This is a genomic window from Methylophaga sp. (genome assembly GCF_048266885.1).
Classification (GTDB): Bacteria; Pseudomonadota; Gammaproteobacteria; order Nitrosococcales; family Methylophagaceae; genus Methylophaga.
The window spans coordinates 1-14,273 of record NZ_JBLWYR010000038.1 but is presented as its reverse complement, the minus strand read 5'-3'; the positions used below and the strand labels follow the sequence as shown (position 1 = coordinate 14,273).

10 protein-coding genes are annotated in these 14,273 nt (G+C 43.8%); all 10 read right to left on the bottom strand.

The window, feature by feature from the left end:
- A partial coding sequence (locus ACN0V2_RS13235) for a GTP-binding protein (protein ID WP_417551293.1) occupies positions 1-122 on the bottom strand: 122 nt, incomplete at its 3' end.
- Between the two features lie 24 nt (positions 123-146).
- Complete coding sequence (gene fusA / locus ACN0V2_RS13230) at positions 147-2,246, bottom strand: elongation factor G (RefSeq protein WP_417551292.1); 2,100 nt, start codon at positions 2,244-2,246, stop codon at positions 147-149.
- A 74-nt stretch (positions 2,247-2,320) separates the two neighbouring features.
- A complete protein-coding gene (gene rpsG, locus ACN0V2_RS13225) occupies positions 2,321-2,791 on the bottom strand; it encodes a 30S ribosomal protein S7 (RefSeq protein WP_417551291.1) in 471 nt (156 codons plus the stop codon).
- A gap of 46 nt (positions 2,792-2,837) precedes the next feature.
- Positions 2,838-3,212 (bottom strand): 30S ribosomal protein S12, encoded by a 375-nt coding sequence (gene rpsL / locus ACN0V2_RS13220; protein ID WP_069296874.1) that lies wholly within the window; start codon positions 3,210-3,212, stop codon positions 2,838-2,840.
- A gap of 150 nt (positions 3,213-3,362) precedes the next feature.
- Positions 3,363-7,556: a DNA-directed RNA polymerase subunit beta' gene (gene rpoC / locus ACN0V2_RS13215; RefSeq protein ID WP_417551290.1), complete on the bottom strand. Its 4,194-nt coding sequence runs from the start codon at positions 7,554-7,556 to the stop codon at positions 3,363-3,365.
- A 53-nt stretch (positions 7,557-7,609) separates the two neighbouring features.
- Positions 7,610-11,686 (bottom strand): DNA-directed RNA polymerase subunit beta, encoded by a 4,077-nt coding sequence (gene rpoB / locus ACN0V2_RS13210; RefSeq protein WP_417551289.1) that lies wholly within the window; start codon positions 11,684-11,686, stop codon positions 7,610-7,612.
- 169 nt (positions 11,687-11,855) lie between these two features.
- Positions 11,856-12,230: a 50S ribosomal protein L7/L12 gene (gene rplL / locus ACN0V2_RS13205; protein WP_417551288.1), complete on the bottom strand. Its 375-nt coding sequence runs from the start codon at positions 12,228-12,230 to the stop codon at positions 11,856-11,858.
- A gap of 58 nt (positions 12,231-12,288) precedes the next feature.
- Positions 12,289-12,816 (bottom strand): 50S ribosomal protein L10, encoded by a 528-nt coding sequence (rplJ, locus tag ACN0V2_RS13200; protein ID WP_417551287.1) that lies wholly within the window; start codon positions 12,814-12,816, stop codon positions 12,289-12,291.
- Between the two features lie 211 nt (positions 12,817-13,027).
- Positions 13,028-13,720 (bottom strand): 50S ribosomal protein L1, encoded by a 693-nt coding sequence (gene rplA / locus ACN0V2_RS13195; protein WP_417551286.1) that lies wholly within the window; start codon positions 13,718-13,720, stop codon positions 13,028-13,030.
- Positions 13,720-14,154, bottom strand: a complete 435-nt coding sequence (rplK, locus tag ACN0V2_RS13190) for a 50S ribosomal protein L11 (RefSeq protein WP_069296880.1) — start codon at positions 14,152-14,154, stop codon at positions 13,720-13,722. Before rplK ends, rplA begins: the two co-directional genes overlap by 1 nt.
- Positions 14,155-14,273: the final 119 nt, after the last annotated feature.

The following is a 14,273-nucleotide window of genomic DNA, read 5'->3' as shown; positions in this document are numbered from 1 at the left end:
CCTGATGCTTCTGCCATTACTTTGGTAATCGCTGCTGTCAGGGTAGGTTTACCGTGGTCAACGTGACCAATGGTGCCCACGTTTACGTGGGGTTTTGTACGTTCAAATTTTGCCTTGGACATCTATCTACCTCGTTCAACTATGTTTTATTTCGTTTTGTTAATGATTGCTTCAGCAACATTTCCAGGAATTTCACTGTACTTCGAAAACTCCATTGAGTACGTAGCACGACCTTGTGTTGCTGAGCGTAAATCTGTTGCGTATCCGAACATTTCAGCCAACGGCACTTCTGCCTTTATAATTTTTCCACTTGGTGCATCATCCATCCCATTCACCAAGCCGCGACGGCGATTCAAGTCACCCATCACATCTCCCATATAATCTTCGGGAGTTACTACTTCAATCTTCATAATCGGCTCTAGAAGAGAAGGTGACGCATCGAGCGCTCCGTTTCTAAAAGCCATTGATCCGGCAACTTTGAAGGCCATTTCATTTGAATCGACATCATGGTAAGAACCGTCAAACAAAGTAACTTTGACATCTTCCACAGGGTAGCCGGCTATTACACCATTTTTCATCTGCTCTTGTATACCTTTATCTACAGATGAAATGTATTCTTTTGGTACCGTCCCACCGATCGTGGCATTTTCAAAGGCATATCCACTTCCTGCAGGCATTGGCTCTAAACGTAACCAGACGTGTCCATACTGGCCACGACCGCCACTTTGGCGCACAAACTTACCTTCAGATTCAACTTTTTTACGGATCGTTTCTCTATATGCAACCTGTGGAGCACCTACATTAGCATCAACACCGAATTCACGTTTCATTCGGTCAATAATGATATCGAGGTGTAACTCACCCATGCCTGCAATGATCGTTTGCGCTGATTCTTCATCAGTTCGTACGCGGAACGATGGATCTTCTTTAGCAAGCTTGCCTAAAGCTATACCCATTTTTTCCTGATCAGCTTGCGTTCTTGGTTCAATCGCAACCGATATAACTGGCTCCGGAAAGTCCATACGCTCTAAAGTAATCACATGGTCTGGATGGCAAAGCGTTTCACCAGTAGTTGTATCTTTCAAGCCGATTGCTGCAGCGATATCCCCTGCAAAAACTTCAGTGATCTCTTCTCTGCTGTTAGCATGCATCTGCACTAAACGACCAATACGTTCTTTTTTCCCTTTGACAGGATTAAATACCGCATCACCTGATTTTAATACGCCAGAATAAACTCGGAAGAAAGTTAATGTGCCAACAAATGAATCCGTTGCGATTTTAAAGGCTAATGCAGCAAACGGTTCTTTGTCATCAGCTTGACGAGTACCATATTCTTCCAGATCAACATCAATAAGACCTTTGATTGCTGGCACTTCTGTAGGTGATGGCAGATATTCAACAACAGCATCTAATACAGCTTGAACACCTTTGTTTTTAAAGGCAGAACCGCAAAATGCTGGTACCACTTCATTGGCTAATGTTTGTAAGCGGATACCGGTTTTAATTTGTTCATCAGTAAGCTCACCAGTTTCGAGATACTGATTCATTAATTCTTCATTAGCTTCAGCTGCTGCTTCCACTAATTGTTCACGATAATCTTTACATTCAGAGAGCATCTCAGCAGGAATATCACGGGCATCATAAGTGACTCCCATATCATCCTGATTCCAATAAATCGCCTGCATTCTGACCAGATCAACGACGCCTTCAAATAGTTCTTCAGCGCCAATTGGTAATTGCATTACAACTGGCCTAGAACCTAAACGTTTTTGGATCTGTTCAACGACACGGAGAAAATCTGCTCCCTGACGATCCATTTTGTTTACAAATGCAAGACGAGGAACATGGTATTTATTTGCTTGACGCCAGACTGTTTCTGATTGGGGCTCAACGCCACCGACTGCACAAAAAACAGCAACGGCACCATCAAGTACACGCAGAGAACGTTCGACTTCAATTGTGAAATCGACGTGACCTGGAGTATCAATGATATTAATTCGGTGTTGCGGGAATTGTTGATCCATACCGGACCAGAAGCAGGTGGTAGCAGCAGAGGTAATGGTAATACCTCGCTCTTGTTCCTGTTCCATCCAGTCCATAGTAGCTGCACCATCGTGAACCTCACCAATTTTGTGTGAGATGCCGGTGTAAAACAGCACGCGCTCCGTCGTCGTGGTTTTACCCGCGTCGATATGCGCCATGATGCCAATATTCCGGTATCTATTAATAGGTGTACTACGTGCCACTATAGCTACTCTTTACGATCAACAATGTTAAAGAACAAAAACCTTGCCTGAGTCTAGTCAGGCAAGGGTATAACTTAAAATCTAAAGTGAGAGAACGCTTTGTTAGCTTCAGCCATGCGATGCGTATCTTCTTTCTTCTTAACTGCGGTACCTTTACCTTCGTAGGCATCAGATAACTCGCCAGCAAGGCGCATACCCATTGATTTCTCACCACGTTTACGAGCTGCTTCAACCAACCAGCGCATCGCTAATGCAATACGACGTTCTGCACGAACTTCGACTGGTACTTGGTATGTTGCACCACCAACGCGACGTGATTTAACTTCAACCATCGGACTGATGTTTTCAATTGCTTTCTGAAAAATCTCTAGGCCATTACCGCCTTTGTTTTCAGAAACTGAAGCAAGAGCGCCATAAGTGATTTTTTCAGCAACCGATTTTTTACCATCTTTCATGATAACGTTGATAAATTTTGCCAATCCAATATTTGCATATTTCGGATCTGGTAAAACTTCACGCTTAGCAACAACTCTTCTTCTTGGCATTTCTATATCCTAAAACTTTAATTTACGCTCAGTGCCTTTCCAAGGATTAACCTTTAGGACGTTTCGCACCATATTTTGAGCGGCCTTGACGACGCGCAGAAACACCAGAAGTATCTAGAGCGCCACGTACTGTGTGATAACGTACACCAGGCAAATCTTTTACACGACCACCGCGAATCAATACAACGCTATGCTCTTGCAGGTTATGACCTTCACCACCAATATAGGAAGTCACTTCAAAACCATTTGTTAAACGTACACGAGCTACTTTACGCATCGCAGAGTTTGGTTTCTTAGGTGTTGTAGTGTAAACGCGAGTACAAACACCACGGCGCTGAGGACATGCCTGCAGAGCCGGTACATTATTCTTTTTCTTTTGTTTAACTCTTGGTTTGCGGACCAACTGATTAATTGTTGCCATTAATACAACCTTAACAAATATCTATTGATGGTAGCCTGCGATACTAAATCTTCTCGCATTACCATTCTATTAAAAGCGGGCATCCAAAAAGGATGCCCGACAAAGAAGAGGAATTTTACAACGCAACAAAGCATTGCGTCAAGGCTTCTTTTAAGAAGCTTCGTTGATTTCTTCCTCACTATTTTCAATCACTTCCGCTACAGGTTCTACTGCAGCAGGTTTACCACCATGGCGACGACGTTGACGTTCTTTATGGTAAGCCAAGCCTGTACCAGCCGGAATCAGTCGACCAACAATTACGTTCTCTTTAAGACCACGTAAACTGTCACTCTTACCGGTTACAGCAGCATCGGTCAGAACTCGTGTGGTTTCCTGGAACGACGCAGCAGAGATAAACGAGTCAGTTGCCAGTGAAGCTTTAGTGATACCGAGCAGCATAGGCGTGAACAACACACCCATCTTATTCTGACCAACTAACTCATCATTTGCATCTAATACACGATCAAATTCTACTTGCTCGCCTTTCAGGAACTTACTGTCACCAACGGCATCGATTTCAACTTTACGCAGCATCTGTCTAACAATTACTTCGATGTGCTTATCGTTAATTTTAACGCCCTGTAAACGGTAAACTTCTTGAACTTCGCTCACCATATAGTTTGCTAAAGCCAAAATACCTTTCAAACGTAAGATATCATGCGGATCTTCCGGTCCATCAACAATCATTTCACCTTTTTCAATATGCTCACCTTCGAACACAGAAACGTGACGCCATTTTGGAATCAGTTCTTCATGAGGCTCACCTTCTTTAGGTGTGATGATTAAACGTTGCTTACCTTTAGTTTCTTTACCAAAGCTAATGGTACCGCTGATTTCAGCCATCAATGCTGGATCTTTCGGTTTACGCGCTTCAAATAAGTCGGCAACACGTGGTAGACCACCGGTAATGTCACGAGTTTTACTGCTTTCCTGCGGGATACGTGCCAGGATGTCACCGATTTCCACTTCCATACCATCTGTAACACGAACAATCGCACCACCAGGTAAGAAGTATTCAGCCGGAATATTGGTACCCACAATATTAACGTCATTACCATGGTCATCAATCAATTTAACCATTGGACGCATATCTTTGGCAGCACTACTACGCTGTTTTGGTTCACGGATAATCAAACTGGTCAGACCAGTAACTTCGTCAACCTGTTTATCAACGGTAACACCCTCAACCAAATCGCTCAGGCGAATATGACCTTTTACTTCGGTAACAACTGGGTGAGTATGTGGATCCCATGTTGCAACAATCTGCCCTGCTTCTACCGCATCGTCATCGGCTACCGCGATTTCAGCACCATAAGGGATCTTGTACCGTTCACGCTCACGACCATTTTCATCGATCAGATGCAATTCACCTGAACGAGAAACGGCAATAAATTTGCCAGCCGAGTTTTCAACAGACTTAATGTTGAAGTAACGGATACGACCTTTAAATTTCAATACAACTGAGTTATCAGCAGCAGTACGGGATGCAGCACCACCGATGTGGAAAGTACGCATGGTTAACTGTGTACCTGGCTCACCGATTGATTGTGCGGCGATAACACCAACTGCTTCACCCACATTAATCTTATGACCACGACCAAGGTCACGACCGTAACAGGATGAACAAACACCATAGCGTGATTCACAGGTAATCGCACTGCGAACCATAACTTCATCAATACCTTCACGTTCCAGTTTAGTTACAGACCCTTCATCAATCATGTGGCCTGTTTCCAGTACAACCTCACCTTCACTGTTTAAAACATCTTCTGATACAACACGACCCAGTACACGCTCGCCTAGAGCTTCGACGACGTCACCACCCTCGATGATTGGCGTCATACTAATACCGTTTGTTGTGCCACAATCATCCTCAATAACAACCAGATCTTGTGATACGTCAACTAAACGACGAGTCAGATAACCTGAGTTTGCCGTTTTCAATGCCGTATCGGCCAGACCCTTACGAGCACCATGGGTTGAGATAAAGTATTGTAAAACGTCCAAACCTTCGCGGAAGTTTGCAGTGATTGGTGTTTCGATGATTGAACCATCCGGTTTTGCCATCAAACCACGCATACCAGCTAACTGACGGATCTGAGCAGCACTACCACGAGCTCCTGAATCAGCCATCATATAGATAGAGTTCATCGACTGTTGTTGTACTTTGTTACCTTCAGCATCAAGTACCGTGTCAGTACCCAGACCATCCATCATCGCTTTAGCGATTTGATCATTGGTACGTGACCAGATATCGATGATCTTATTGTAACGTTCACCATCTGTTACCAAACCAGAAGCATATTGCGTTGCAATTTCTTCAACTTCAGCTTCAGCTTTAGCCAGGATGCTACCTTTTGCTTCGGGAATAACCATATCATCAGCACAAACCGACGCACCTGACATTGTCGCTTGGGCAAAGCCCAAATACATCAGTTGATCAGCAAAGATGACCGTATCTTTTAACCCTAAACGGCGGTAACAAGTGTTGATCAAATCACCAATGGCTTTCTTAGTCATCGTGCGATCAACTACTGAGAATGGCAGCCCTTTAGGCACAATACTAAACAGCATTGCACGACCCACTGTTGTTTCAACACGGATAGTGCGATTTTGCTCAGGCTCAGGCAGCGTTACATCTGTTTCATCAATACGAACCATTACTTTGGCGTGCAAAGAAACTACTTTGTTGTCATAAGCACGTCTTAGTTCTGCGATATCAGCAAAACGGCTACCTTCACCCTTTTCATTAACTAATGATCGAGTCATGTAGTACAGACCCAATACAACGTCCTGCGAAGGAATGATGATTGGCTCGCCATTGGCTGGTGACAAAATATTGTTTGTCGCCATCATTAATGAGCGTGCTTCAAGCTGTGCTTCTAATGATAAAGGTACGTGAACGGCCATTTGGTCACCGTCAAAGTCGGCGTTATAGGCCGCACAAACTAACGGATGCAATTGAATTGCTTTACCTTCAATCAATAATGGTTCGAACGCCTGGATACCTAAACGATGCAAAGTTGGTGCACGGTTAAGCAAAACTGGATGTTCGCGAATAACTTCTTCAAGAATATCCCAAACTTCCGGTCCTTCACGTTCTACCATTTTTTTGGCAGCTTTAATCGTGGTGGCTTGACCACTACGCTCAAGTTTGCCGTAAATAAATGGTTTAAACAGTTCCAATGCCATTTTTTTCGGCAGACCGCACTGATGCAGTTTTAAATATGGACCAACAACAATTACTGAACGGCCAGAATAATCGACACGTTTACCCAGCAGGTTTTGACGGAAACGACCCTGTTTACCCTTGATCATATCGGCCAAAGATTTCAAAGGCATACGATTGGTGCCGGTGATCGCACGACCACGACGACCGTTATCCAATAACGCGTCTACAGATTCCTGCAACATCCGCTTTTCATTTCGCACGATGATATCTGGTGCGTTTAAGTCGAGCAGACGCTTCAAACGGTTGTTACGGTTAATTACGCGGCGATACAGATCATTCAAATCTGAAGTCGCGAAACGACCACCATCCAGTGGGACCAATGGACGTAAATCTGGTGGCAATACCGGCAATACCTCCATAACCATCCATTCTGGTTTGTTACCAGAATCCAGGAAGGCTTCCATTAATTTCAGACGTTTAGTCAATTTCTTGATCTTAGTTTCTGAATTAGTGCCTTCGATCTGGTCACGAATGACATCGACTTCTTTTGTTAAATCAATGCTTCTCAGCAATTCTTGAACAGCTTCAGCACCCATGCGTGCATCAAACTCTTCGCCATATTCTTCAACGGCTTGCATGTACATTTCATCAGAAAGTAATTGACCTCTTTCTAATGGTGTCATGCCAGGATCAACAACAATAAACGCTTCGAAATACAAAACGCGTTCAATGTCACGTAAGGTCATGTCAAGGAACAATGAAATACGTGATGGCAACGATTTTAAAAACCAGATATGTGCGACTGGACTGGCAAGCTCGATGTGACCCATACGCTCACGACGTACTTTTGCCACAGTAACTTCAACACCACATTTTTCACAGATAACTCCGCGGTGTTTCAGGCGTTTATATTTACCACACAGACATTCATAGTCTTTTACCGGTCCAAAAATCTTGCAGCAGAACAGACCTTCGCGTTCTGGTTTAAAAGTACGGTAATTGATAGTCTCCGGTTTTTTAACTTCACCAAATGACCATGAACGGACCATTTTTGGCGAAGCCAAGCCGATGCGAATTGCATCGAACTCTTCCGGCTGCGTTTGTTGCTTTAACATGTTAAGCAAATCTTTCATATTTTTTCTCCGCTGTCGTTAAACGACATATGTCCTGATTATCGGGTTCGCGCTTACTCTTCGACCAGGTCGACATCAATACCTAGAGAGCGAATCTCACGTGTTAGTACTTTGAAGGATTCAGGCATGCCTGCATCCATCCGATAATCACCATCAACGATGTTTTTGTAGATCTTAGTTCGGCCGTTCACATCATCTGATTTGACTGTCAGCATTTCCTGAAGTGTGTAGGCGGCACCATAAGCTTGTAGTGCCCACACCTCCATCTCACCGAAGCGCTGACCACCAAACTGGGCTTTACCACCCAGCGGTTGTTGCGTTACCAAGCTATAAGGACCTGTAGAACGAGCATGCATTTTGTCATCAACCAAGTGGTTCAGTTTCAAGATGTGCATGTAACCAATAGTCACCGGACGGTGGAATGTTTCACCTGTACGGCCATCAATCAGTTTGGCCTGACCTGTTGTAGGTAAGCCAGCCAGCTCTAACATTGCTTTGATTTCGCCTTCATCAGCACCATCAAACACTGGTGTTGCCATCGGTACACCCGCTTGCAGATTGCCAGCCAGTTCGATGATTTCTTCATCAGTTAACGAATCTAAATCTTCTTTTTTACCACTGGTGTTATAAATCTTGCCTAAGAACTCTCTGATTTCTGCAATACCACGTTGTTGCTGTAGCATTTCTTCAATCTTATAACCTAAGCCTTTAGCTGCCCAACCAAGATGAACTTCCAAGATCTGACCGATGTTCATCCGTGATGGAACACCAAGTGGGTTCAACACGATATCAACCGGACGGCCATCTTGTGTATAAGGCATGTCTTCAACAGGTACGATATTTGAAATAACACCTTTGTTACCGTGACGACCAGCTAATTTATCACCTGGCTGAATACGACGTTTAACGGCCAAGAAAACTTTAACCATGCGTTGCACGCCCGGCGCTAGATCATGGCCTGAAGTCAGCTTATCTTTCTTGATTTGGAAAGCTTCATCCATATCAGTACGATATTGTTTGATTTGGTTAGCTGTCGCTTCGAGCATGGTGTTCAATTCATCAGCAGTCATCTGAATGTCATACCACTGTGATTTTTCCAGGGTGCTCAGATAGGCCTTAGTGATTTTGTCACCTTTTTTCAAGCCTGGGGCCTTATCGGCAACTTTGCCGACCAGATTACGTTCAAGACGTGCAAACACGTCGTCAACCATAATACGGTGTTGATCTTTTAAATCCGCCCAGACTTTTTCAAGTTCTGCTTTTTCGATCTGACGTGTACGTTCATCTTTTTCAACACCATCACGGGTGAAAACCTGAACATCAACCACAGTACCGTACGTACCAGAAGGTACGCGTAATGAGGAATCTTTTACATCAGCAGCTTTTTCACCAAAGATAGCTCTAAGCAGTTTTTCTTCTGGTGTCAGCTGTGTCTCACCTTTAGGTGTCACTTTACCGACCAGAATATCGCCTGGCTTAACTTCAGCACCCACATAGACAATGCCGGATTCATCCAATTTAGCCAGCGCACTTTCGCTGACATTTGGAATATCACCAGTGATCTCTTCGGTACCCAACTTAGTATCACGAGCCAAACAATTCAGTTCTTGAATATGAATGGTAGTGAAACGATCTTCTTCAACAACGCGTTCTGATAACAAAATCGAATCTTCGAAGTTGTAACCATTCCAAGGCATAAAGGCGACCAGGATATTTTGACCCAGTGCTAATTCACCTTTGTCAGTCGAAGGACCATCGGCTAATACGTCACCTTTGGCAACAATGTCACCTGGCTTAACGATTGGACGTTGATTGATCGTTGTACTTTGATTTGAACGCGCATATTTAATCAGGTTGTAGATATCAACACCTGATTCGTTATCTTCTGTTTCATCATCGTTAACACGAATAACAATACGGCTCGCATCAACAGAATCTACTTCACCACCACGTTTAGCGGTAACCATAACACCAGAATCTTGCGCAACAACACGCTCCATACCGGTACCAACTAATGGTTTATCGGCACGCAATGTAGGTACAGCTTGACGTTGCATGTTCGAACCCATCAATGCACGGTTAGCATCATCATGTTCCAGGAATGGAATCAGTGAAGCAGCTACCGATACAACTTGGCGTGGTGAAACGTCCATCAACTGCACTTGCTCTGAAGGCATTAATGAAAATTCATTTTTATGACGACATGGAACCATGTTGTCAGCAATTGAAAAATCATCGTTCAGATTGATTGTTGCCTGAGCAATACGGTATTCACCTTCATCAATGGCTGACAGGTAAACAATTTCTTCTGTCGCCTTGCCATCAATAACTTTACGGTACGGGGTTTCGATAAAACCATATTGATTAGTTCTGGCATAACATGCCAAAGAGTTAATCAAGCCGATGTTTGGACCTTCAGGTGTTTCAATTGGGCAAACACGTCCATAGTGTGTTGGATGAACGTCACGAACTTCAAAGCCCGCACGTTCACGTGTCAAACCACCTGGTCCTAACGCAGATACACGGCGTTTGTGTGTTACTTCAGATAATGGATTATTTTGATCCATAAACTGGGATAACTGGCTTGAACCAAAGAATTCTTTGATCGCTGCAGCAACTGGTTTAGCATTAATTAATTGCTGAGGCATTAAGCCTTCAGATTCTGCAATGCTCAAACGTTCACGAACAGCACGTTCTACACGAACCAAACCAACGCGGAATTGGTTTTCTGCCATTTCACCAACACTACGTACCCGGCGGTTACCAAGGTGATCAATATCATCGACCACACCAAAACCGTTACGAATACCGATCAATTCTTTCAGAACTGCAACGATATCTTCTTTAGATAAGATACCTTCGCCATCCAGCTCTTCACGACCTAAACGACGGTTAAACTTCATCCGGCCGACATTCGACAAGTCATAACGATCCTGACTGAAGAACAAGCTAGTAAATAAGTTTTGAGCAGCATCTTCTGTTGGTGGTTCACCAGGACGCATCATCCGGTAAATTTCAACTTTTGCTTCTAAAGCACTTCGCGTTTCATCAAGGCGAATGGTATCCGACATGTAAGGACCGTGGTCCAAATCGTTGGCAAAAATAGTGTCAATGACATTAATACCAAAACGCTCAAAGCTTTCAAGTAAATCGCTAGTAATTTCATCATTGGCGTTGGCCAACAACTCACCTGTGGCAGGATCGATCACATCTTTAGCAATTACCTTACCTACCAAATAGGTAGTTGGTACTGCCAGAGTAGTCATTGCAGCTTTTTCCATTTGACGGATATGACGTCCGGTTATTTGGCGTTCAGCTTCTACAATAACTTCGCCTTCAGGATTCAGGATTTCAAATGGCACTGACTGTCCACGTAAACGCTGTGGCTCCAATGCTAATTCAAAACCATCACCTTTACGGGTGAAAGTATCGTTTTCAAAGAAAATCTCCAAGATTTCCTGATTGCTGTATTCCAATGCACGAAGCAGAATTGACGCCGGTAATTTACGACGACGATCGATACGTACAAACACTGCATCCTTAGGATCAAACTCAAAATCAAGCCACGAACCACGATAAGGAATAACACGAGCGTTATACAGAATTTTGCCTGAAGAGTGTGTTTTGCCTTTATCACTATCAAAAAACACACCTGGGGAGCGGTGTAATTGAGAAACGATTACACGCTCGGTTCCATTAATGACAAAGTTACCTTTTTCCGTCATTAATGGGATTTCACCCATATATACTTCCTGCTCTTTAATGTCTTTGACGACTTTTGATTTTGCAGGGGCGTCTTTATCGTAAATAACCAGACGCATTTTAACTCTTAGAGGTGCAGCATAGGTCACACCCCGTAGTTGACATTCCTTGACGTCAAATGCAGGTGTTCCAAGGCGATAGCTGACATATTGCAGCTCAGCCATACCAGTGTGACTCTTAATTGGAAACACTGATTGAAATGCCGCATGCAAACCCATTGCATTGCGCTCATCAGCAGGGACGACCATTTGCAGGAAATCCTGATAGGAATTGACCTGAGTTGCCAGTAAGTTTGGAACGGTCAAGACACTTGGACGCTTGCCAAAATCTTTACGAATCCGTTTTTTCTCGGTAAACGTATAAGCCATGTATTACACCTCGAAGAAACACCTGATTTCGTTTAACGGAAATGCAGGTAGGGTCATATATTGTAGATGGCCGAATGTCGATCGGCCTGCAACGGAAAAAGGCCGGTGACTAAAGTCACCAGCCATTTTCTTTTTCGTGGCAGTAAACTGACCACGATTGTAGGTGTGATTACTTAAGTTCAGCAGTCGCACCAGCTTCTTGCAATTGTTTCAGAACGTCTTCAGCTTCTGCTTTTTCAACGCCTTCTTTAACAGTAGCTGGAACGCCTTCTACCATGTCTTTAGCTTCTTTCAAGCCAAGACCAGTCAGAGCGCGTACAACTTTGATTACGCCAACTTTGTTTTCGCCAAAGCTAGTCATAACAACGTTGAATTCAGTTTGTTCTTCAGCGGCAGCAGCAGCGGCAGCAGGTGCAGCAGCAGCGGCAACAGGAGCAGCAGCAGTTACGCCGAATTTTTCTTCCATTGCTTCGATCAAATCTACGATCTCAACAACTGTCATATTGGAAATCGCTTCCAAGATATCGTCTTTAGATACAGCCATGATATTTTCCTATTTCAAGCTTACAGAATTAAATAATAAGTTACTTATCCGAAATGGATTAAGCAGCTTGTTTTGCGTCGCGAACGGCCGCAAAAGTGCGAACCATTTTGCTGGTAGGCGCTTGCAAAGTACGAACAAATTTTTCGATTGGTGCTTTAAGCGTACCCATGAACATGCTGATAGCTTGATCTTTGGTAGGCATTTTCGCCAAACGGTCTAAATCAGAAGCAGGCAACAGCTTGCCACCTAATGAAACCATTTTGACTTCGAGTTTTTTGTTGTCTTTAGCAAAATCAGCCATGACACGTGCAACGGCACCTGGATCTTCCATAGAAAATCCGAATACCAAAGGCCCAGTCATTCCTTCCTGCATGCAGGCGAAATCAGTTCCTTCAACAGCACGACGAGCTAATGTATTACGCACAACACGTAAATAAACATTTTGCTCACGCGCTGCTACTCGCAACGCTGTCATTTCTGAAACAGTCATACCACGATATTCTGCTGCAACAGCAGAAAACGCAGATGATGCAATTTCAGCGACCTCAGCAACGACGGCCTTTTTACCTTCGAGATTTAAAGCCACCTAAGACCTCCTTAGGTTCACTACTCATAATCAAGTAGCGTGTGTTGCTAACAAAAGAAGTGTTGCCACTTCCACCTTCACGGCATTCAACCTCAGAATTTCTGTAGCTGAACCCGTCTGCGCAGGTAGACTTACGTCTATTAAACTTTCATGCCTGCGGTCTTAGACGACCCAGTGACTAGCACTGGGCGGTCCAATTTTTTTCTTAGCATTAAGCCAAGAATGATTTATCTACTGCAACACCAGCACCCATAGTGCTGGAAACACTGATGCGCTTGATATAAATACCTTTTGCAGAGCTAGGTTTCAATTTATTCAGATCATCAAGTAATGCAATCAGGTTTTGACGTAAAGCCTCAACCTCAAATCCTGCATTACCGATTGCACAATGAATGATGCCTGCTTTATCAGTACGGTAACGAACCTGTCCTGATTTAGCATTTTTAACAGCTTCAGCAACGTTTGGTGTAACCGTACCAACTTTAGGGTTCGGCATAAGTCCACGTGGGCCCAGCACTTGACCTAAAGTACCTACGATACGCATTGCATCAGGTGAGGCGATAACAACATCAAAATCCATGTTGCCAGCTTTGATAGATTCAGCCAGATCTTCGAAACCAACGATATCTGCACCAGCTTCTTTTGCTGCATCAGCATTTGCACCTTGGGCAAATACAGCAACACGAACTGTTTTACCGGTTCCGTTTGGCAATACTGTTGAACTACGAACAACTTGATCAGATTTACGTGGGTCAACACCTAAATTGATAGCGACATCAATAGATTCAACAAATTTGGCTGATGCATTTTCTTTTACAAAACCTAATGCTTCATCAAGTTCAAACACTTTTCCAGCAGTCAGTTTTTCGCGAATAGCGCGACTTCTTTTTCCAAGAGCAGCCATTATTCAACCCCTTCTGTATTCAAACCCATACTGCGTGCAGTACCGGCAATCGTTCTTACTGCAGCGTCTAAGTCTGCAGCAGAAAGATCCGGCATTTTAGTATTGGCAATTTCTTCCAACTGAGCACGGGTAACAGTACCGACTTTATCGGTATTCGGGCGAGCACTACCACTTTTCAAGCCAGCTGCTTTTTTCAATAAAACTGCAGCAGGTGGTGTTTTAGTGATAAAGGTAAAGCTTTTATCGTTGTACACAGAAATAACAACTGGGGTCGGCAAGCCTGGTTCCAGATTTTGTGTTTTTGCGTTAAACGCTTTACAGAATTCCATGATATTCACACCATGCTGACCCAATGCAGGACCAACAGGAGGACTTGGGTTTGCCTGACCAGCTGCGACTTGCAGCTTGATATAGGCCGTAATCTTTTTAGCCATCATTAACTCCTAAACGGGTACAAGCGCCTTACGGCTCCCCAATAACAATCCAGTCGAAACTGGGCTTTTTTCTACCTAGCCTTTAGCGACTTGGCTGAATTCGAGTTCGACCGGTGTTG